This is a genomic window from Streptomyces sp. NBC_00090 (assembly GCF_045160815.1).
GTDB lineage: Bacteria > Actinomycetota > Actinomycetes > Streptomycetales > Streptomycetaceae > Streptomyces.
Genome location: NZ_CP108224.1, coordinates 245,997 through 266,209, shown reverse-complemented (window position 1 = coordinate 266,209; position 20,213 = coordinate 245,997). Strand labels below are relative to the sequence as shown.

The following is a 20,213-nucleotide window of genomic DNA, read 5'->3' as shown; positions in this document are numbered from 1 at the left end:
ACGGGGGCGGCGCGTCGGCCACCTGGGCCGGCGCGCCGCCCCCTGCGCGCTGACGGGCCAAGGGGACGTGCGGTCGCCGCCCCCGCGCCCTGGAGCGGGTCGGGGCGGCGGACTCAAGCCCGTACCGGTTCATCGGGGATCGCCCGCCGCGCGGTTCGACCCCGTCACGGTCTGGCGCGAACCGTTCACGCGGTGTTCTCGGTGCGGCTGGCGTGACCGGCCCGTACCCGGCAGCCCTGGGGGACCTGCGTACCCGCGTTCTCACCGCGACCCTGCTCTGCGCTCTGCTCGGCGGAGCCGTCGCATGTCAGCCGGCCGACGACTCGGAGGGGCCCGCCACCGGCACGCCGACGAGGGGGCCCGCGTCGTCCGGACCGGGCACCGGGCGACCCGACACGGACCAGGCGAGCGTGCCGAACTTCGTGGGCATGGGACTGCGGTCCGCGCAGGACAGGGCGCAGGAGCTCGGCTTCCACGGGCTCACGTCGCACGACGCGCCGCGCTGAACGGACAGCCCGTCGAACTCATGGCCGTCAAGTTCGGCGAGAACTGCCCGTAGCCAGAGCGGCGGTGAGGCCGTCGGGGCACCGGCCGAGCCGACGGACACGGGCCGCGCCCCGGCTCGGCAGACGGCACCCGGCAAGCGCACGCGCCCGGACGGCTCCGTGAAGAGGACCAGGAAGCCAACTCCCTGCGAGGAATCCCGTCATGAGCCTTTCCCTGCCCCGTGCGGCCACCGCTGTCGCCCTCGCCATCGGCGACGGCGTCTCGCGGTTCGACGGCACGTCGTGGACGAAGCAGAAGCTGCCGAGCGGGCTCGACGGCGCCATGTTCGACGGCATCGAGCGGCGGTCGGCGAACGACATCTGGGCCGTCGGTCACATGCGGGACGAGAACCTGTGGCGCCGTCCCGTCGTCGTGCGTTTCGACGGCCGCGCCTGGTCCACCGTCCGCACGCCCGCCGAGACGGGCCAATTGTTCGACATCGCCTTCGACGGCTCCGGCCGCCCGGTGATCGTGGGGGAGACCATGAACCCCGACGTCAACCCGGCCGGGGACTACGTCCTGACGCTCGGACCCAACGGCCTGCTCAAGCGCACGGAGAACCCGCGCGGAGCCGGGTACCTCTACGGCGCCGCGACCGACGCGGCTTCCTGGACGGCCGATAACGCCGTGGTCGTTCGTCATGGACTCCCCGGGGCGAGCACCAGGCAGGATCATTTGAAGAAACCGCATAGGGGGTGTCTTGCCGATCAGGCCGGGCTCACGTACCCGCGCGATCACAGATCGCCGCTCAGCAGCGCGTACATGAACATGTCCCGGCGCTCGGTCCCGACCGCCTGCCATCCCCGCAGCAGCCCCTCCCGCTGGAAGCCCGCCCGCTCGGCGGTGCGCACGGAAGCCGTGTTCCACGGCTCGACGTACAGTTCGAGCCGGGGGATCCCCAGGTCCCTCAGGGCCCAGCCGGCCACGGCCCGCACCGCGAACGCGGCGGCACCCCGGCCGCGCGCCGAGCCGACGACCCAGTAGCCCAGGGAGGCGCGGCCCTGCGCCAGGTCCTTGAGCCACAGCCCCACGTTGCCGACGGGCCGTCCGTCGGCGTCCACGATGACGAACGGATACCCGGCCCCCGTGCTCGCCCGGCCCCACTGACGCTCCACGAACGCGACCGCCGCCGCTTCGGACCACGGACTGGGCACCGTCGTGGTCAGCGGGATGTAGTCGTCCTCCGACGCCTCACGGACGAGGTGGATGTCCGAGAGGCGCCAGGGCCGGAGCCCGAACCCGCCGTCGGCGGTGAGTTCGGGCACGTGGAGAGAGCGTTCCATCCGGCTCATGGTGCCGGAGGCCGGTACCGGCCGCATCCCGGATCTCTCCGCCCCTCGCCGCTACGGCTGATGGAAACGGACTTCCGGGAAGCGTGCGGACGGTCCGTCCAGCAGCCGGGCGTCGCGGCCCCGCAGGTGCGTGTCGACGAAGGCGCCGACGTACGCGCGCGTGAGCGTGTCGACCCGGTCGCCGTCGAGCTCCTGGAGCGGCCTGCCGAGCTGCTTGGCGAGGGGCGCGAGATCGGTGAAGGAGAGGTGATCGGTGCCGTCGACGCTCAGCCAGCGCTTCCACCCGGTGAGCTCGCTCCAGGTCTCGTCCCACGACGGGTCCTGCCCGCCGGGTACGTGACTGGGCTTGCCGAGCATGAGCACCGGTCGGTTCAGCGGAGTGTCGTTGGGGAAGCGGAAGTTGCCGTCCATGTTCACCGCGGCCCTGATGCGGGCATCGCCCAGCATGGCCGGGATCGTGCTGAAACCGCCGGCCGAGTGCCCGACCATGGCGATGCGGCGCTCGTCGATGAGCGGACCGCGCTTCCCCGGAGTCCTGCCGGCCGGGGGCTCCCCGGTGAACTTCCCGGTGAGCTCGTCGAGCACGAAGGAGACGTCCTCGGCGCGTACGGCCCCGACCCTCGGGAAGTCGGGGTTCTCGCACGCCACGCACGGGGTCGTGCGGCCGTCGGGGAAACCGATGCCATGGGCCTCGTAGTTGTGCCCGATTCCCGCGACGGTGTAGCCGCGGCTGGCGAGTTCCTCGGCGAGCCCGCTCAACGTGGCGCGCGGCATGCCGAAACCCGGTGACAGGACGACGAGAGGCAGCCCGCCCCGCAACCGGACCGGCTCGGCCCCGAGGGTCGCGTGGGTCGTGACGGTGGTGAAGAGGTCCGGCGGCAGGCCGAGCCCCGTGGACGCGGTGTACTCGGCGGACTCCGCGGCGGTCATGTACGGCGCGGGGGCGGCCGACGGCTTCGCGGCCGGGTACCAGAGAGAGACCATCAACTCCCGGTCCACCGAGGGCACCCACGGGTCGGCCCGGCTCTCGTCCCTCAGGTGCAACGTGGTCAGCCCGACGGGGTGCCGGCCCGTGGGCTCGGGCAGCGAAAGGGAGGACGCGGTCGCTCGCGAGGTCGGTGGTTCCGCCTGTGCGGTACCGACGCTGACGCCGACGGTCAGGGAGACGGCGACCGCTAAACCGGCGAGGAGTATGCGCTTCATCGACTTCTCTCTTCGTGATGCCTGGTCGCGACCGGACTTGCCGCGACCCCGACACCCCGAACGCTACGGATCACCGCACGCCCTGCCATCGGCCCCCGGCTGCAAGCCGATCGACCGCCGGTACACCCGTGGGGCTACACCCACGGGCTACCGCCGGAGCGAACCGCCCCGAGCCCCGGCCCAGAGCCCGAGCCCTGAGCCCCGAGCCCGAGCCCTTGATCACGACTGTCAGTGCCGCTGGTTAACGTGATCACATGAGTTCCTCCCTGAGTGTGTACCTGCTCGACCCCAAGGCCGCGCGCGACTTCGTCGGTTCGTGCGACGACCAGCTCCTCCAGGTGATCCGCGACAGCTTCGGCGACGACCTGGCTTCCGACGACAGTTGGTTCTCCTCCGAGATAGAGAAGGGCGCCCCCACCGCCTTCGAGGCGCTCCGGACGGTGGTGTACGGCGGCCCGTTCCCCGAGAACGGCCAGTACGCCTTCCAGTACGCCTACGCCTACAAGCGCCTGTGCTCGCTGACCGGTTCCTTCCTCGACAACTCCTGCTTCAGCCCGTTCCGGGGCGACTGGCTCGAGCTGGTCGACGAGGGTCTGCGCGCGCTCCGCATCACCGCGGTCTCGGTGGCCGAGTTCGGCTACTACGGCGGCTTCCCCGATTCCGTCCCGTACTCCGACCTGCCGCGCTGCGGCGAGTGGACGCACGACCGGTGCCTGGAGGCCCTGGGCCAGTTCGAACAGACCAAGCGCGCGGGCCACGCCCCGCCGCTGGAGCCCGAGGTGGTCGACGCCGTCATGGACGTCATGGGCTGGCTCCGCCACGTCGAGGCGCGCCCCGGCTTCGGCGTCGTGGGCTTCGTCTCCTAAGGACGTGTCCGAGGAGGGGCCGTGCCGCGTAGAACGCAACCGCGACCGTGGCCGCAACCCTCCTCCGGCTCCGCACGTGATCGGCCGGACAGAACAGTGGGAACCCTCCAAGCCCGGCCGGGCATCGTTGTGCCGGTCAGGATTACCTTGATCATCCGCGCGGCCGCAGACTTGCAGGACGCGGTGGCCGAGGCGGCCACCGCGTCCTTGTCCGTGACGACATCTGGGGCACCACACCGTGAGCGAACGCGTCATCGCGCCCAAGAACCGGGGCTTCCTCTTCCTCGACTCCCACCCCGGCGGCTGCCGACAGCTGGTGGACGAGATGTGGCAGGCCGTCCCCGCCCCGCTCGCTGTCCCTGCCCCCGCCCCGGCCACCGCCGGTGACGAAGGGCCGGTGGCTCTCGTCATCGGCTCGTCCTCCGGGTACGGCCTGGCCGCTACGATCGCGGGCCTGGCCCGTGTCGGTATCCGTGGCATCGGCGTGTGCTTCGAGAAGGCACCCGCGCGGCGCACCGGAACGGCCGGCTGGTACCGCACCGCCGCCACCGCCCGGCTCGCCCGACAGCACGGGCGGGACATGGTGTTCCTCAACGGCGACGCGTTCAGCGACACGGTGAAGGAGCAGGTCGCCGACCTCCTCGCCGAGCGGTTCGGGGGACGACTCGACTACCTGATCTACTCGGTGGCCGCGCCTCGCCGCACCGACCCGGACACCGGCGACGTGTACGCCTCGGTCCTCAAGCCGATCGGCTCGCCGTACACCACCAAGACCCTCGTCTTCGACGAGCACGGTGCCCCGGAGGTGAAGGAGGTCACCACCGCGCCGGCCGAGGGCGACGACATCGATCAGACCGTGGCGGTGATGGGCGGCACCGACTGGGAACGGTGGATCACGTTCCTGGCCGACCGGTCGCTGCTCGCGGACGGCTTCACCACCGCCGCCCTGTCCTACATCGGCTCGCCGCTCACCGCCGCGATCTACCGGCAGGGCACCATCGGCGCCGCGAAGTCCCATCTGGAAGCCACGGCACGCACGTTGGACGAGCGCCTCGGCAAGACCCTTGGCGGCCGGGCCGTGACCTCGGTCAACGCCGCTGCCGTCACGCAGTCCTCCACCGCCATCCCCGGCATCGCCCTGTACGTCGGGCTGCTGCGGGGCGTGCTCGGCGACGCCATGGTGGCCCCGATCGGTCAACTGGTGGAGCTGTGGGACCAGCTGACCGGTGCCCGCCCCCTCGACCTCGACGACGAGGGCCGGGTCCGTCTCGACACCTGGGAACTCGACCCCGCCGTGCAGGACGCCGTGGCCGAACGCTGGTCCACCGCCACCAGCGACACCATCACCGAACTCGCCGACCTCGGTTGGTTCAGTGACGAGGTCCGCCGCCTCTACGGCTTCTCCGTCCCCGGCTTCGACTACACCGCCGCCGTCGAAACCGACGTCCCCTGGCCCACTCCCACCGACTGACCCACTCCCACCGTCTGACGCACGCCCACCGTCTGGTCCACTCCCACCGACTGACCCCGCGCCACGACCGTGACCATCACCGTGACGCCGGTGCCGTCGCGTCCGGGGGCAGTGCGGCCGCATCCGTGAGGATGGTGCGGCGGGCGGCGATCGCGGCCGCGAGCAGCCGCTCGTCCAGCATCGTCTCGGCGTCCCGGGTGGAGTCGTGCACGGGGATCCGGGTGCGGCGGTCGATCACCGCTGTCAGCGCCGGCATCGCGGGCAGCGCGTGGCGGCCCATCCGGGCCAGGCCCTGCGCGTAGTACTCGCCCATCGTGTAGTCGTCGAGATGCGGTGTCATGAGGGCGAGGAGCCGGGGGAGAGCGGTGGGACCGGCGTGCCGCAGCCACTGCGGGGCGCATGCCGCCTGCATGATCCCTGGCCGTTTGAAGGTGAGGTTGTACAGCTGGGCGGCCTGACGGAAGGTCAACGGGCCCGCGTCCAGCAGTGCGCCGAACAGTTGCGGTGCCTGGCGAAGGCGGCCCGTGTCCACGGGCCTGGCGCGCAGGACCGCCGCGGCGGTGGCGCTGTCGTACGACGGCGGGCTCGCAGCCGAGGAGGACCGACGGGTCACGCGACCGGGCGTGGGGGAGTGCCCGGCCACGAGCGCACCGTGCGTGCGCCGGGCCGCCTCCGAGAGGGAGGCGGTCGTGAGGGCCGCGGCCAGGGCCGGGCTCGACTCCGCTCCACCATGCCGGACGAGCAGCGGCAGGAGCTCCACCGGGGCCGCCCGCCAGCCGTGACACGCCTCCCGGGCCAGGTCCGCGCCGACGTCCCGGGTCCCGGGGTCACCCAGGAGCCGCGCCACCACGGCGTACACGTGACGCTCACGCCCCAGCGCGAACAGGACCTCGCCCCAACGCCGTCCGACGTCGTCCAGATGACGCGCCGCCTCCCGGCTGTCGGCGAACAGCGCCCCGTCGAGCGCCGCCCACCGCGCGACCGGTGCGTCCTTCAGGGCATCCAGGTGGGCCAGGAACCGCACGGACGCCAGGGGGTCGTCGCGCAGGTGGGCCAAGGAGCCGCCGAGCAGGCCGGCCAGCGCGGTGCGCACGAAGGGGTCGGTGAGCTCACCGAGGGCGGTGAGCGCCACAGCACGGCCTCCGCCACGTACGACGAGCCATGCGGCCCGGCGCCGCACCTCCTCGTCGGAGTCGGCGAGCCGGGCGAGCGCGGCCTCGGCGGCCTCGGGCCAGGGAGGCGTTCCCCAGGCGGGCGACAGGAGGTCCATGACCTCACGGCGTACGAACACGTCGTCGGCGTGAGCGAGTCGCAGCAGGCGGAGGGCGACGGGGCCGACGCGGTCGGCGCGTAGCGCGTCGAGGATCGCGATACGGGAGGGATGGGCGGGCGTCGTGGCATGGCCGGCGGCCACGGCTTCGTCGAGCCACTTCATCGGACGGGTCGCCGGTCGCCCTTCGGAGCGGCGGAGGCGGTCAGGGGAGTCATGCGACTCATCGTGCCACGCCGCACGAAAGCGTCGAGCCGACGCCGGGTGCCCAGTGAGTCCGTTCTGTCACAGCTCGTCGGAACGCCCCATATGGGCTTGCCCGCCCCGCACATGATCCGAAGACTCCCGTCCGACGGCGCGACGCACCCACACCCACGACGAGGAGCACACCATGCATTCCGCCCGACACCGCCGCGCGGCGGCAGCCATGACCGGTGTACTGACAGCCGCGTTACTGGCCTGGCTGCCGGCCGCCCCCGCCGTCGCCCGGGACGGCGGCGGTACGCCCGCCGGCGGTCACCGCGACGAGCCCGCCCTCGGGGCGATCCTCGTCAATCCGCCCACGGCCTCCCTGGAGCTCCCCTTCGACGGCGTGACGGACTCGGACGCCGAGCGCCGCCTGACCGCCGTCGCCCAGAACCGGCTGACCACGCAGTGCATGGCCCGCTACGGCGTGACGTACGCACCGCAGGATCCGCCCGCGGTCTCCGGCCCCGAGGACCGGCACCGCTATCTCTTCGGCCTCGCCGACCCGGCCTTCGCCGCCGCGCACGGCTACGACTCGACCGCGGGCACGCCCCGACCGCCGCGCCCGGAGGAGCCGGAGCTGAGCGAGGACGCGTTCACCGCCCTGTACGGCCACCGGCCCGCCGACACGCCCCCGATGCTGGATCCGCTTTCCGAGGAGGAGGCCCGGGAACAGGACAGCGGAGTCCCGGTCGGCGGCCGGAGTGTCCCCGTCGGCGGCTGTCTCGGCGAGGGCTACCGCACGCTCTACGTCCCGAAGCGGACGAGTATCGACCCCCTGTTCCCGTTCGAGCTCGCTTCGGAGGCGCATGCCCGCTCCAAGGCGGACTCCCGGACGCAGTGGGTCGATCGCCAGTGGTCGCGCTGCATGACGTACGCGGGCTACCCGGGCATCGCCACCCCGTACCTGGTGGTGGAGAAGCTCGGCCTCGGTGACGACCTCGGAGGACCCGAGGCGATCGCCGCCGCCGTTCGGGACGTCGCCTGCAAGCAACGAGTGAACCTGGTGGGCTTCAAGGCCGCGATCGAGACGGCCTACCAGGAGCGGGTCGCCGCAGAGGTCGCCGACGACCTCGCCGCGTACCGCGTCCAGCGCGCCACTCGCCTCGCCCTGGCCGCCACCCTTCCCTGACACCGGTACCTGACGGCGGTCCCGGCGCGCCCGGACGTGGCTGCGACCGGGCCGCCGTACAGGCGTACGCCCACCGCTCCGGGACGAGCACCGTGATGTCGAGCGGACGGTGCGAGTGTCGTGGACTTCACCGGCGTACCGGCGTACCGGCGTACCGGAGCGAGCCGGGCAGCGGAGCCGGCCCGCCGGGAACATAACGGCAGGTCCTCCCGTTGGGCCTTCTGATCACCGACCCATCCCGCGTACCGAGGAGTGCCTTGACCGACACGTCGTCCACCCCCACCGTGGCCCCCCTGCCGTCGCTCGCCGCTCAGGCGGAACGCCTGATCGAGCTCGGGGTGCACGAGCTCGCGGGGTTGACCGCCGAGGAACTCCGCGCCTTCGCCGAGGGCATCGCCAGCGGGAGTGGCAGCGGAGAAGGCGACGGAGACGGCCACGGCGACGCTCTGCTCGCCGTCCACCCGGACCGCGTCCCCGCGTCGGCCCTCGCGCCGCTGCTCCGCCGCGACGGCAAGCCCGGCTTCGTCGTCGTCGACATGCCGGACGTCGACGAGTTCGCGCCCCGCGCCGTCGAGCTGCCCGACGCCCCGCTGTACGTCGTCACCGGCATCGACCGCGGCGACCACATGGCCAACTGGAGCCCGGACGAGGCCCTGCCCGCCCTCACCAAGGAGGACCGCACCCCGCTGATCCTCACCGAGGGCATCCACTGGGTGCTCCAGCAGCCGGCCGCCCTGGAGCGCAACCGCTGCTTCATGACCATCGGCTCCCGGCTGCGCAAGGCGAACGGCGCCCTGGACGCGCGCACCCCGGCGATCTGGATCAGCAACGGCACGGGGCGCGACGGCCGCGAGCGGCGCAACGCCCCCAAGATCGGCTGGTGCTGGTGGGGCAACCGGCACACCTGGCTGGGCTTCGGCTCCGCCACGGGACGCAGCGTCCAGGGCGCTCCCTCCTGAAGTTCCCGAAGCCTTCGCGACGGTGTCGTCGCGGGTACCCTTCCCGACCTCCAGAGGACGTGAATGCCGCGTACGACGCCTCGACGTCCCGTCGACATGGAGGCGCTCTTCCCCGAACTGGCCGGGTACCGGTCGACGGCCACGCGCCTGCACCCCCGGCCCGGGTCTCCCGGCGTGCTGGACAGTTCCGTCGGAGGGGCCGTTGCTGTGGCCGGCGGACGAGCCGTGGCCGATGTGCGCGGAGCCCCACAAGCGGCGGAGCGGCGAGCGGGTTGAGGATGTCCGGCTGCGGCGACGGATCCTGGCCGAGGCGTGGGGACGCACGACGGCACCCGGGGAACGCCCGGGGCCGACGGAAGCGGAGCACGAGGTGCTGAAGTCGCTGAAGCGGGGGCGAGCCGCTGCTCGCCGTCGCGAGCTCCGAGTGGGACGGCGGTAATCGGAGCTGGGCCCCGGCGGAGGACCGGGCGACCATGGACGCCGAGGGTGCCTGTACTCCCACTCACGTGACGGTGGGCCGCTGGGGCACCCTCCATGTCTTCACATGCCCAGCCGACCCGGCCCACCCTCACAGGCTCAGCATTCAGTAGGCGAGCCGACGTCATTCCCCGGTGAGGCAGGGCGGCGGGGCGGAAGCCCGCCCTGATTGCTGGTGATTGCCCTACTTACGCGAGGCGATCAGGGCCCGCGGGTGAAGTGGTGGTGCCAGAGGGGTTGTCAGTGCAATTTCACATTACTATGTTACAGCGCACACGGCCTGATGAACCTCGGTCATACGCCGTGCGAACCACGGCAGTTCCTGTCCCCATCCCCGCACTGACCCCCCTCACCAGCAGGAGTTCTGTTGTCTCTCCACAGGCGTGTGCGCTCGTCCCTGCTTGCCTCCGCGGTCGCGGTGACCCTCCTGGCCTCCGCCGGCCAGTCCGCCGTCTCCGCCGCGGGTGCCGACAACCAGCCCGCCCCGGCGCCGCCGGTGCTCGGCGCGGCAGGCCCGCAGGCCGAGACCGCGGTCAATCCCTTCGACGAGGTCGAGCACCTCGCCACCGCTCCCGGCAAGACCTTCGGCCCCGCGCCGGCCCCGGGCGGTCTCGCCGCCGGCCGCGTCGCAGGCAAGGCCAAGACCAAGGCCGCAGCCACCACCGCCACCGCGCGGACCTTCTCCGCGGCCGCCGGCACCACCGCCGCGGGAGTGCCCTGCACGCTCGACGGGATCAGGGGTCTCGCTCCCGAGCAGTTCGCCGACTTCCTCGCCGACCCCGCGGTCACCGCCGAGGGCTGTCTGAACGGCCTCATCTGGACCTGGGACGCCCGGCTCACGCCCGTCATGTCCGACGCCCACGTCCAGGCCGTCGCCCGTCGCATATCGAGCCTGGCCGCCTCCCACGACGGCCGTAACTCCTCCCACCTGGAGGAGATGTTCACCTACCTGCACGCCGTCGTGTACCACGACTTCTCGCGCGGTGAGATCGACGTCACCGACGCGCCCACCGTGAACGCGATGACCCAGGCCGTCACCGCCTTCGGCAACGCCGCGCGCACCTTCGACGTCACGAAGAGCAACGCGAACACCCTGCGCGAGGCCCTCTACGCCGCGAGCGGCCCCGGCCTCCGCCAGCACCAGCTCGGCCTGATCAAGCGGGTCCTCGCCACCATGGACCCGTCCCACACCGCCACCAACCAGGACGCCGCCTGGGCCGGGGCCGCGCTCGCCGCACTCTCCGTGAACTACCTCGGCGTCTACCCGGGCAACCAGGACTCCGGCTTCCACGCGGCCGTCGCCGCCGACCCCTCGTACCGCGCGGCCTTCAAGGCCTTCGCCGGCTACGGGCACCTGAAGGGGACCGCGAACGCCTGGGTGGCCCGTGACGCCCTCAGCGAGTACGGCCGCTTCGGCCAGGTCGAGGCCCTCAAGACGGAGATCGTCGCCGAACTCGGCGGCGTGTTCGGCACGGTCGTGAGCACCTTCGGCAGCGGCAGCCCGCAGTGGGCGAAGGTCGTCTCGTGGCTCAACTTCTACGAGGCGTGCAAGCCGTACGGCGTGTGCAAGGAGGACATCGAGAAGCAGATCTTCCCGTACACCTACACCTACGACAACGGGGCCATCAAGGTCCGCACCGGGCTCGACCGGGCCACCGTCGACCAGCTCTACTACGCGAGCAAGCTCGTCAAGGCGCAGTTCCACCGCGTCCTCGGCACCGAGCAGCCGCTCACCGGCGACGCCAACACCACCCTGAACATCGTGCTCTACGCCTCCCGCGCCGACTACGAGAACTACCACCCGGTCCTGACCGGGATGGACACCAACAACGGCGGCATCTACATCGAGCGCGGCGCCACCTTCTACACCTACCAGCGGCGCGTCCCGCAGGACTCCTCCCTCACCCTCGAGGAGCTCTTCCGCCACGAGTACACCCACTACCTCAACGGCCGCTACGCCGTCCACGGCTCCTTCGGCGAGGGCCCGTGGTACCAGAACGACCGCACCACCTTCATGGACGAGGGCACGGCCGAGTTCTTCGACGGAGCCACCCGCGACAACGGCATCGCCGTCCGCAAGTCGCTCGTCCGCAGCGTCATCAGCGACACCGCCGGCGGCGGCCCCCGCATGAACGTCAGCCAGATCGTCAACGCCACCTACGCGGGCGACGGTTTCCGCTTCTACAGCTACGCGGGCACCTTCTTCGAGTACCTCTGGACCGAGCGGCCCTCCTTCCTCCGCGAGATGTACCGGCACCTGCGGGCCAACGACGTCCAGGCGTACGACGCGTGGCGCGTCCGGATGGGCTCCGACGCCAACATCCAGCGCGAGTACGACCGCTTCCTCGACACGCAGATCGCCAAGGTCGACCAGCTCTTCGTGCCGAACACCGTCTACACGCCCAACGCGCAGCTGCGCGACTCGGCGCTCGCGAACGTGAAGTCCACCTTCGCCGCCGCCACCTACAACACCCCCGACTGCGTCGAGAACGGCGACCCGGGCAAGCGCCGGTTCACCTGCACCGGCCGGATCACCGCCAACCTGTCCAACTGGGCCAGCGAGGACCAGAACTTCAAGGACATGTCCGAGACGGTCGACTACTTCATCCTCGACCGCGCGGGCGCCGCCTCGAACAACCTGGCCGACATGAACTGTTCCTTCGGACCGATCGAGATCTGGTCCAGCAAGGTCGCGGGCACGTCGAGCTTCAGCTGTGAGGGCCCCCTGCGCACCTGATCCCCCCGTTGTCCGGGCCGGCCTCACCCACGGGGGAGGGGCCGGCCCGGCTTCCGTTTCCCGGCGGTCCTCCCCGGAGGCCGTCACCGCACGTTCCCCCGAACCCGTTTACCGGAGGCCGTACTTCGTGAGCACCACCCCGCACTCCGTCCGCACCACCGACTACCACGCCGCGGGCGAACCCTTCAGGATCGTCGACGCGGACCTTCCCCCGATCCCCGGCGACACCGTCTCCGAACGCCGTGCCACCGCCCTCGGCCCCGGCGGTACGGCCATGGACCCGCGCCCGGGACCGCTCGACGACCTGCGCCGCCTCCTCGTCCAGGAACCCCGTGGACACGCGGGCATGTACGGCGGCTTCGTCGTACCGCCCGACGACGACGGCGCCCACTTCGGCGTGCTCTTCTGGCACAAGGACGGGTACTCCACCGCGTGCGGCCACGGCACCATGGCGCTCGGCGCCTGGGCCGTCGACACCGGACGCGTCCCGGCCCCCCACGACGGCGACGCCGTCGTCCGGATCGACGTGCCCTCGGGGCGCGTCACCGCGACCGTGCACCGCGCCGGCGGCCGTACCACCGGCGTCACCTTCCGCAACATCCCGACCCACATCAGCGCGCGCAAGGTCCCGGTCACGACCTCCTTCGGAGCCGTCGAGGTCGACCTCGCCCACTCCGGCGCCTGCTACGCCTCCGTCGCCGCCCGCGACCTCGGCCTCGACACCACCAAGGCTTCCCTCCCCGCGCTCGTCCGCGCCGGACAGGAGATCCGCGCCGCCCTCGCCGGGCACCCGGCGACCCGGCACGCCGGCGACCCGCGCCTCTCCGGCGTGTACGGGGTCATCCTGTACGAGGACCTGCCCGACACCGACGACCCCGACACCGACGACCCCGATGCCGCGGCCGGCCCAGACATCGCCGGCACCGCGACCTGCCCAGACATCGCGGGCCCCGCGAGCGGCCCCGGCACCTCCGCCGGCCCCCGCCAGCGCAACGTCACCGTCTTCGCCGACGGGCAGATCGACCGCTCGCCCTGCGGGTCCGGCACCTCCGCACGTCTCACCCTGCTCGCCGCGGACGGACGCCTCGCCCCGGGGGACACCCTGACGCACGAGTCCGTGGCCGGCACCGTGTTCACCGGCCGTCTGCTGCCCGGGGGGATCACCGAGGTCACCGGCCCGGCGTACCGCACCGGCACGCACACCTTCCTCCTCGACCCCCACGACGACCTGGGGACGGGGTTCCTCCTGTGACCGGGCTGCTCCAGATCGACGCCGCCACCATGGCCCGCCTGCTCGGCCCGGCGGCGGCGACCGACGTCCTCTCCGAGGTCCTGCGCGAAGGGCTCGACCCCGAGGCCGGACCGCCCCGCACCGCCCTCCCCGTCCCGGCCGGTGAACTCCTCCTCATGCCCGCGGCCACCGGCTCCCACGTCGGCGTGAAGATCGCCGGCGTCGCCCCCGGCAACCCGGCCGCCGGCCTGCCCCGCATCACCGGCTCCTACCTGCTGCTCGACGGCGCGGACCTGCGGCCGCTCGCCCTGCTCGACGGCGCGGCCCTCACCGAGCTGCGCACGCCGGCCGTCTCCGCGCTCGCCGTACGCCACCTCACGCCGGACGACAGGCGGCTGCGCCTGGTCCTCTTCGGCACCGGACCCCAGGCGTACGGACATCTGGAGGCCGTCCTCGCCGTACGCGAGCTCTCCGAGGTGGTCGTCGTCGGGCGGAACCAGGTCGGCGCGCGCGCACTCGCCGGATACGCGCGGACGCTCGGCGCCCTCGCCCGCACCGGCACCCCCGACGACGTGGCCGGGGCCGACCTCGTCGTCTGCTGCACCACGGCCCGTGAACCGCTCTTCGACGGAACCCTCGTGGCTCCCTGCGCCACCGTCGTCGCGGTCGGCTCCCACGAGCCGGAGGCCCGTGAGACCGACACCGCGCTCGTGGCCCGGGCCGAGGTGTACGTCGAGGCACGCGCCGCCGCGCTGCGCGAGGCCGGCGACCTGCTCGTCCCGACGGCCGAGGGAGCCATCGAGGAGGACCACATCGCGGGCAACCTCGCCGAGCTGGTCAACGGCCTCCGCACGCCCTCGCCCGAGCGCCCGCGCTTCTTCAAGAGCGTGGGCATGGCCTGGGAGGACCTCGCCGTCGCTGGCGCCCTGTACACGGCCGCCCTCGCCCTCTGAACACGCCGAACGCCCCGGCCCCGCACACGCGGGACCGGGGCGTTCGGCATGCTCAGGCGACCTCGGGGAAGTGGCAGGCGACCTCACCGGCCTCGCCCGGGGCGGCGATCCGCAGCAGCGGTGCCTCCGTCCGGCAGATCTCCTGCGCCTTGGGACAGCGCGGGTGGAAGGTGCAGCCCGGCGGGGGAGCGGCCGGGCTCGGTGGGTCACCGAGCAGCGTGATCCGCTCCCGGGCCCGCTCGGCCGCCGGATCGGGCAGCGGTACGGCCGACAGCAGCGCCCGCGTGTAGGGGTGAGCGGGCGCCGCGTACACCCGCTCCTTCACACCGATCTCCACGATCCGGCCGAGGTACATCACGGCGACCCGGTCGCAGACCCGCTTGACGACCGACAGGTCGTGGGCGATGAAGAGGTAGGCGAGCCCCAGTTCGCGCTGGAGCCGCTCCATCAGATTGACGATCTGCGCCTGGACGGAGACGTCGAGCGCGGAGACGGGTTCGTCGGCGACGACGAGCCGGGGGCTGGTGGCCAGGGAGCGGGCGATGCCGATGCGCTGCGCCTGACCGCCGGAGAACTCGTGCGGATAGCGGTCGATGTGCTCCGGGATGAGCCCGACCAGGTCCATCAGCTCCACGGCCCGCTTGCGGGCGTCGGACGCCGAACTCCCCTGTACCAACAGCGGGTCGGAGATGATCCTGGCCACCGTCTGCCGGGGGTTCAGCGAGGAATGCGGGTCCTGGAAGACCATCTGCAGATCGCGGCGGAGCGGCTTGAGCTCCCGCTGGGACAGATGGCTGATGTCGCGTCCGTCGTACGAGACGGAGCCGGCGGTCGGCTCCAGGAGCCGGACGATCATGCGGCCGGTGGTGGACTTGCCGCAGCCGGACTCGCCGACGAGGCCCAGGGTCTCGCCGGCCGCCACGTCGAAGCCGATGCCGTCGACGGCCCGGACGGGTGCCGAGCGGGCCCGGCGCCCCGGGAAGGTCATCGTGAGGTCCCGCACGCGGAGGAGAGGTGGGGACGTCGGACTCGTGCCCGTGCCCGTGCCCGAGGTCGCGGTGGTGGTCGTGGTCATGAGGCGACGCCTTCGTACGCGGGGAAGTGGCAGGCGGCCGGGTGCCCCTCCGGGCCGATGAGCAGCGGGCGTTCGCCCGCGCAGCGCGCCCGCTCCTCCTCGGAGCCGGCGGCCGCGCGGGGGCAGCGGGGTGCGAAGGCGCAGCCCGGTGCCGGTTCGAGCAGGGACGGCGGGCTGCCCGGTATCGCGCGCAGCGGGGCGTCGTCCTCGTCGTCGAGCCGGGGCAGCGAGTCCAGCAGGCCCCGGGTGTAGGGGTGGGCCGGGGACGCGAAGAGGGCGTCCACCGTGGCGTGTTCGGCGGCCCGCCCGCCGTACATGACCAGGACGTCGTGGGCCACCCGGGCGACCACGCCCAGATCGTGCGTGATCATGACGACGGCGAGTCCGCGCTCCTGCTGGATCCGGGCGATCAGCTCCAGGATCTGGGCCTGGACGGTGACGTCGAGCGCGGTGGTGGGTTCGTCGGCGATGAGGAGGTCGGGTTCGCAGGACAGCGCCATCGCGATCATCACCCGCTGGCGCATGCCGCCGGAGAACTGGTGGGGGTACTCGCCGGCCCGGCGGCGCGGTTCGGGGATGCCGACCTCGCCGAGGGCCTCGACGGCCCGTTCGCGGGCGGCCGAGCGGCGGGAGCCGAAGTGGACCCGGTGGTGCTCGGCGATCTGCTCCCCGACGGTGTAGTAGGGGTGCAGGCTGGAGAGCGGGTCCTGGAAGATCATGGCCATCCGCCGGCCGCGCAGCCCGTTGAGCTCGCGGTCGGAGAGGCCGATCAGCTCGCGTCCGTCGAGGGTGACGGAGCCGGTGACCTCGGCGCCGGTGTGCAGGCCCATGACGGCGAGCGAGGTCACGGACTTGCCGGAGCCGGACTCGCCGACGATGCCGAGGGTCCGGCCGGGCAGCACGTCGAAGGCGAGGGAGTCGACGGCCCGGACGGGGCCGCGCTTCGTCGGGAAGGTGACCGTGAGGTCGCGTACCGAAAGCAGGGAGGCGGGGCCTGGGGTGGAGACGGCCATCAGTACCTCACTCGCGGGTCGACGACGGCGTACAGCAGGTCGACGGCCAGGTTGGCGACGACGATGAAGGTGGCGGCGAGCAGGGTGACCCCGAGGATGACCGGCTGGTCCCCGGTGGACAGGGCGCCGTAGAAGAGGCGTCCGATGCCGGGAAGGCCGAAGATGGACTCGGTGATCACGGCGCCGGCGAGCAGCCCGCCGAGGTCCATCCCGAAGATGGTCAGGATGGGGGTCATGCCCGCGCGCAGGCCGTGCTTGACGACGACCGTGCGGCGCGGCAGGCCCTTGGCGCGGGCGGTGCGGATGTACGGCTCCGCCATGGACTCGATCATCGAGCTGCGGCTCTGCCGCGCGTACATCGCGGCGTACAGGATCGCGAGCGCGAGCCAGGGGAGCAGCAGGTTGGTGGCCCAGGAGAGCGGGTCGTCGCCGAAGGGCACGTACTGCGGGTAGGGCAGGAGCCCGGAGACCCGGATCAGTCCGAAGATCAGCAGCACCGACGTGAAGTAGACGGGCAGTGAGGCGGCGGCGACCGCGCCGACCATCAGGGCGCGGTCGGTGAGGGTGTCCTTGTGGAGGGCTGCGGTGACCCCCGCGGAGAGCCCGAGGACCAGCCAGATGGCGGCGGCGCCCAGGGCGAGCGAGGCGGAGACGGGCAGCCGGTCCACGAGCAGGTCCCAGACGCTCTGGCTGTTCTCGTACGAGTAGCCCAGGCACGGGAAGTCGCACTGGAGGGCGTACTGGCCGGTGCCCATCGTGCGGCCGGTGAAGATGCCGGTGACGAAGTCGGTGAACTGCCGCCACAGCGGGGCGTCGAGGCCCATGTTGGCGCGGATCGCCTCCAGCCGGTCGGCGCTGCACGACTTGCCGCAGGCCGCGGCGGCGGGGTCGGAGGGAAGGACGTAGAAGATGGTGAAGGTGACGGCGGCGATGGCGAGGAGCACGCCGAGCACGCCGAGGAGCCGGCGGCCGAGGAAGAGGATCACGTACCGCTGCCTCTCGGGTCGAGGATGTCGCGCAGCGCGTCGCCGAGCAGGGTGAACGCGAGCACGGTGAGGAAGAGACAGAGGCTCGGGACGGCGAAGTACATGGGATCCGTGTCGTAGTAGGCGACGCTCTCGGCGATCATCTGGCCCCAGGACGGGGTGGGCGGGCGGACGCCGACGCCCAGATAGCTGAGGGCCGCCTCGGTGGCGATCATCCCCGGGACGATGAGCGTGGTGTACGCGATGACCGGCCCGGCGACGCCCGGCAGGATGTCGCGGGCGAGGATCCGCCAGGGGCCGGAGCCGCCGACGCGGGCGGCGTCGACGTACTCGCGGTGTTTGAGCGACAGGGTCTGGCCGCGGACGACCCGGGCGATGCCGGGCCAGCCGAAGAGCCCGATGACGGCCGTCATCAGCACGATCCGGTTGACGTCCCTGGCCACCGACATCATCGCGATCATGAAGATGAGGGAGGGGAAGGACATGGTGAGGTCCATCAGCCGGGACAGCACCGTGTCGGTGCGGCCGCCGAAGTAGCCGGCGGCGATGCCGGCCGCCGTCCCGGCGACGACGACGATCGCGGTCGCCGAGAAGGCGATGAGCAGGGAGACCTGGGCGCCGTGCACGACCCTGGCGAACAGGTCGCGGCCGGTGACGGGTTCGACGCCGAGCCAGTGCTCGGCCGAGACGCCGCCGAGCGGTCCGATGGGCAGGCCGCCCAGGTACGGATCGACGGCGCTCTTGTCGAACTCCTCGGGTCCCCAGCCGCCCAGCGAGCCGATCAGCGGGGCGGCCACGGTCATGAGCGCGAAGAACGCGACCACGACGAGCGAGAGTTTCACGGACGTACGGCGGCGCAGTTCCGCGCGGACCAGCTGCCAGGGACCGCTGCCCGACCGTACGGCGGGGGCCGCGGCGGCCGGAGGCGAGGTGGTGCTCGGAGGGGAAGCGGTGGGTGCGGTGTTCATCGGAGCGGCTTCCTTCAGTTCGCGCTCTTCGCGGGGGACTTGAGGCCGACCGTCGCGTAGTCGATCTGTCCGCCGAAGGAGGTGTGGCCGAAGGCGCCGGCGACGTTGGTGCCGATCAGCAGCGGCTTGCGCTCGATGACGGCGGGAGCGGTGGGGGCCTTGATGAGGATCTGGGCGTCGAGGTCCTGCCACGCCTTGTTCGACTGCTGGGCGTCGGTCATCGCGGCGATCTCGTCCATGCGCTTCATCGTGGCGTCGTCACGGAAGAGGGAGTGGTTGCCGGAGTTGCCCTTCTCCTTGATGTAGCGGCCGTCGAAGACGAAGGGCAGGAAGGTCGAGCCGGAGGGGAAGTCCGGGCACCAGCCGGTGTAGGCGAGGTCCGTGCGGTTCTTGGTGTCGCCGATCGTGTCGTAGAAGGCGGACGGGTCGACGGTCTCGATGGTGACCTTGATCCCGGCGCGGCCCAGGGACTGCTGGATCGCCTCGCCGATGGCCTTGTCGCCGGTGGAGACGGTGACGCTGGTGGAGAAGCCGCCGGCCTTGCCCGCCTCCTTGAGGAGCTGCTTCGCCTTCTCGACGTCGCCGGTGAGCGGGATCTTCAGGGTGTCGGGCTGCTTGCCGCCGGGGAAGAGCAGGCCGGGCATGAGCGCGGTGGCCGGGTCGTTGAGCGCGGGGCCGCCGGTGGCGGTGACGAGTGCCTCGCGGTCGAGGGCGTACTGCACGGCCTGGCGCACCTTGACGTTGTCGAACGGCGCGCGGCCGGTGTGCATCTGGACCATCTCGGTACAGCTGGTCGACTCGGCGAGGAGACGTGCCCTGACGTCCGGCTTGGTGAGCACCTTGGGCGTGGACTCGGGGCGGAGCGAGGCCCAGGCGACGGAGGAGGCGTCGGCGCCGGCGGAGGCGATGAGGCGGTCGTCGACCTGGTTGGCCTTGAGGCCCATGGTGACGACGATCCGGTCCGGGTAGGCCTTGCGCACGGTGTCCGTGGCGGCGCTCCAGTGGGTGTTGCGCACGAGGACCATCTGCTTGTCCCGGGCGTACGACTCGATCTTGTACGGGCCGGAGGAGAAGGGCCGGTTGTCGTACTGCGGGCCCTTGTCCTGGGACCGGGGCACGGGGCTGAAGGTGGGCAGCGCGGTCGCGTAGGGGAACTCGGCGAAGGGCTTGCGGAGCTCGAAGACGATCGTGCGGTCGTCCGGGGTCTTCACGGAGGCGAGGTGCTTACCCTGCGCGGGGCCCTGGTAGCCCTCGGCGCCGACGAGGTAGCGGGCCGCGTAGTCGGGGCCGCCGGGCAGGTCGGGGGAGAAGGACCGCTCGACGTTGTACTTGACGTCCTGGGCGGTGATCGGGGTGCCGTCCTCGTACTTCAGGCCGGGCTTCAGCTTGAAGGTCCAGGTCTTGGCGCCGTTGGAGGAGACGCCGAGGTCCTCGGCGAGGTCGGTCGTGAGCTCCCCGCCCTTCGCGCCGGGCTCGGCCTTGTACGTGAGGAGGGTGCGGTAGAGCAGGCGCGTGCCGAAGTCCATGTCGCCCACCACCCAGTTGCGGGCCGGGTCGAGGTGGGTGAAGTCCTGGTTGGAGAGGATGGTCAGAGTGCCGCCCTTCTGCGGGGTGCCGCCGACGATCGCGCCGTTGTTGGCGATCGCGGGGTTCTTGCCGCGCTCCCGGCCGCCGTCGGACTTCTTGCCGTCGGCACAGCCGGTCGCACCGAGGGCGAGGGCCGTCACCAGAGCGGTGGCCAGGGTGTACGTGCGCTTGTTCATGAAGGTCACTCCGAGAGAGCGGTCG

At 72.0% G+C, this 20,213-nt stretch carries 16 protein-coding genes; 8 read left to right on the top strand and 8 right to left on the bottom strand.

What is annotated here, in order from left to right; all coding sequences use genetic code 11:
* Window positions 1–212 precede the first annotated feature (212 nt).
* Complete coding sequence (locus tag OG361_RS01265; RefSeq protein ID WP_405851397.1) at window positions 213–506, top strand: hypothetical protein; 294 nt, start codon at window positions 213–215, stop codon at window positions 504–506.
* Window positions 507–1,280: 774 nt separating this feature from the next.
* Here the strand turns inward: OG361_RS01265 and OG361_RS01260 are convergent.
* Window positions 1,281–1,829, bottom strand: a complete 549-nt coding sequence (locus OG361_RS01260) for a GNAT family N-acetyltransferase (RefSeq protein WP_405851396.1) — start codon at window positions 1,827–1,829, stop codon at window positions 1,281–1,283.
* A 60-nt stretch (window positions 1,830–1,889) separates the two neighbouring features.
* On the bottom strand, window positions 1,890–3,041 hold the full coding sequence (locus OG361_RS01255; RefSeq protein ID WP_405851395.1) for an alpha/beta hydrolase family protein: 1,152 nt from the start codon (window positions 3,039–3,041) through the stop codon (window positions 1,890–1,892).
* Window positions 3,042–3,295: 254 nt separating this feature from the next.
* Between OG361_RS01255 and OG361_RS01250 the strand changes: the two genes are divergently transcribed.
* Together OG361_RS01250 and fabV are read left to right on the top strand one after the other, a co-directional pair.
* A complete protein-coding gene (locus tag OG361_RS01250; protein ID WP_405851394.1) occupies window positions 3,296–3,907 on the top strand; it encodes a hypothetical protein in 612 nt (203 codons plus the stop codon).
* 238 nt (window positions 3,908–4,145) lie between these two features.
* Window positions 4,146–5,378: an enoyl-[acyl-carrier-protein] reductase FabV gene (gene fabV / locus OG361_RS01245; RefSeq protein WP_405851393.1), complete on the top strand. Its 1,233-nt coding sequence runs from the start codon at window positions 4,146–4,148 to the stop codon at window positions 5,376–5,378.
* A gap of 76 nt (window positions 5,379–5,454) precedes the next feature.
* Here fabV and OG361_RS01240 read toward each other — a convergent pair whose 3' ends face one another.
* A complete protein-coding gene (locus OG361_RS01240) occupies window positions 5,455–6,813 on the bottom strand; it encodes a hypothetical protein (protein ID WP_405851392.1) in 1,359 nt (452 codons plus the stop codon).
* Between the two features lie 226 nt (window positions 6,814–7,039).
* On the opposite strand from OG361_RS01240, the gene OG361_RS01235 reads away from it, so the two are divergent.
* The 5 genes from OG361_RS01235 to OG361_RS01215 all read left to right on the top strand — a co-directional run bounded on the left by OG361_RS01235 (window position 7,040) and on the right by OG361_RS01215 (window position 14,383).
* Window positions 7,040–8,026: a hypothetical protein gene (locus OG361_RS01235; RefSeq protein ID WP_405851391.1), complete on the top strand. Its 987-nt coding sequence runs from the start codon at window positions 7,040–7,042 to the stop codon at window positions 8,024–8,026.
* Window positions 8,027–8,283: 257 nt separating this feature from the next.
* Window positions 8,284–8,985, top strand: a complete 702-nt coding sequence (locus OG361_RS01230) for a DUF5701 family protein (RefSeq protein WP_405851390.1) — start codon at window positions 8,284–8,286, stop codon at window positions 8,983–8,985.
* A gap of 844 nt (window positions 8,986–9,829) precedes the next feature.
* Window positions 9,830–12,199, top strand: a complete 2,370-nt coding sequence (locus OG361_RS01225) for a collagenase (protein WP_405851389.1) — start codon at window positions 9,830–9,832, stop codon at window positions 12,197–12,199.
* A 127-nt stretch (window positions 12,200–12,326) separates the two neighbouring features.
* Entirely contained in the window at window positions 12,327–13,451 is a 1,125-nt protein-coding gene (locus tag OG361_RS01220) for a proline racemase family protein (RefSeq protein ID WP_405851388.1), read from the top strand.
* On the top strand, window positions 13,448–14,383 hold the full coding sequence (locus OG361_RS01215; RefSeq protein WP_405851387.1) for an ornithine cyclodeaminase family protein: 936 nt from the start codon (window positions 13,448–13,450) through the stop codon (window positions 14,381–14,383). Before OG361_RS01220 ends, OG361_RS01215 begins: the two co-directional genes overlap by 4 nt.
* A 52-nt stretch (window positions 14,384–14,435) precedes the next feature.
* Here OG361_RS01215 and OG361_RS01210 read toward each other — a convergent pair whose 3' ends face one another.
* The 5 genes from OG361_RS01210 to OG361_RS01190 are packed head-to-tail and all read right to left on the bottom strand — an operon-like array spanning window position 14,436 to window position 20,188.
* Entirely contained in the window at window positions 14,436–15,458 is a 1,023-nt protein-coding gene (locus OG361_RS01210) for an ABC transporter ATP-binding protein (RefSeq protein ID WP_405851386.1), read from the bottom strand.
* Window positions 15,455–16,471, bottom strand: a complete 1,017-nt coding sequence (locus OG361_RS01205; protein ID WP_405851385.1) for an ABC transporter ATP-binding protein — start codon at window positions 16,469–16,471, stop codon at window positions 15,455–15,457. Before OG361_RS01205 ends, OG361_RS01210 begins: the two co-directional genes overlap by 4 nt.
* A complete protein-coding gene (locus OG361_RS01200) occupies window positions 16,471–17,457 on the bottom strand; it encodes an ABC transporter permease (protein WP_405851384.1) in 987 nt (328 codons plus the stop codon). Before OG361_RS01200 ends, OG361_RS01205 begins: the two co-directional genes overlap by 1 nt.
* Window positions 17,454–18,425, bottom strand: coding sequence for an ABC transporter permease (locus OG361_RS01195; RefSeq protein WP_405851383.1), 972 nt, complete (start codon window positions 18,423–18,425; stop codon window positions 17,454–17,456). Before OG361_RS01195 ends, OG361_RS01200 begins: the two co-directional genes overlap by 4 nt.
* Window positions 18,426–18,439: 14 nt before the next feature.
* A complete protein-coding gene (locus tag OG361_RS01190; protein WP_405851382.1) occupies window positions 18,440–20,188 on the bottom strand; it encodes an ABC transporter substrate-binding protein in 1,749 nt (582 codons plus the stop codon).
* Window positions 20,189–20,213 lie beyond the last annotated feature (25 nt).

What these genes read in the sequence shown, in the direction of transcription:
- OG361_RS01190 (WP_405851382.1), bottom strand. Translation starts at nt 20,188, where the DNA reads ATGAACAAGCGCACGTACACCCTGGCCACCGCTCTGGTGACGGCCCTC.
- OG361_RS01255 (WP_405851395.1), bottom strand. Translation starts at nt 3,041, where the DNA reads ATGAAGCGCATACTCCTCGCCGGTTTAGCGGTCGCCGTCTCCCTGACC.
- OG361_RS01210 (WP_405851386.1), bottom strand. Translation starts at nt 15,458, where the DNA reads ATGACCACGACCACCACCGCGACCTCGGGCACGGGCACGGGCACGAGT.
- OG361_RS01195 (WP_405851383.1), bottom strand. Translation starts at nt 18,425, where the DNA reads ATGAACACCGCACCCACCGCTTCCCCTCCGAGCACCACCTCGCCTCCG.
- OG361_RS01240 (WP_405851392.1), bottom strand. Translation starts at nt 6,813, where the DNA reads ATGAAGTGGCTCGACGAAGCCGTGGCCGCCGGCCATGCCACGACGCCC.
- OG361_RS01260 (WP_405851396.1), bottom strand. Translation starts at nt 1,829, where the DNA reads ATGGAACGCTCTCTCCACGTGCCCGAACTCACCGCCGACGGCGGGTTC.
- OG361_RS01235 (WP_405851391.1), top strand. Translation starts at nt 7,040, where the DNA reads ATGCATTCCGCCCGACACCGCCGCGCGGCGGCAGCCATGACCGGTGTA.
- OG361_RS01250 (WP_405851394.1), top strand. Translation starts at nt 3,296, where the DNA reads ATGAGTTCCTCCCTGAGTGTGTACCTGCTCGACCCCAAGGCCGCGCGC.
- OG361_RS01205 (WP_405851385.1), bottom strand. Translation starts at nt 16,471, where the DNA reads ATGGCCGTCTCCACCCCAGGCCCCGCCTCCCTGCTTTCGGTACGCGAC.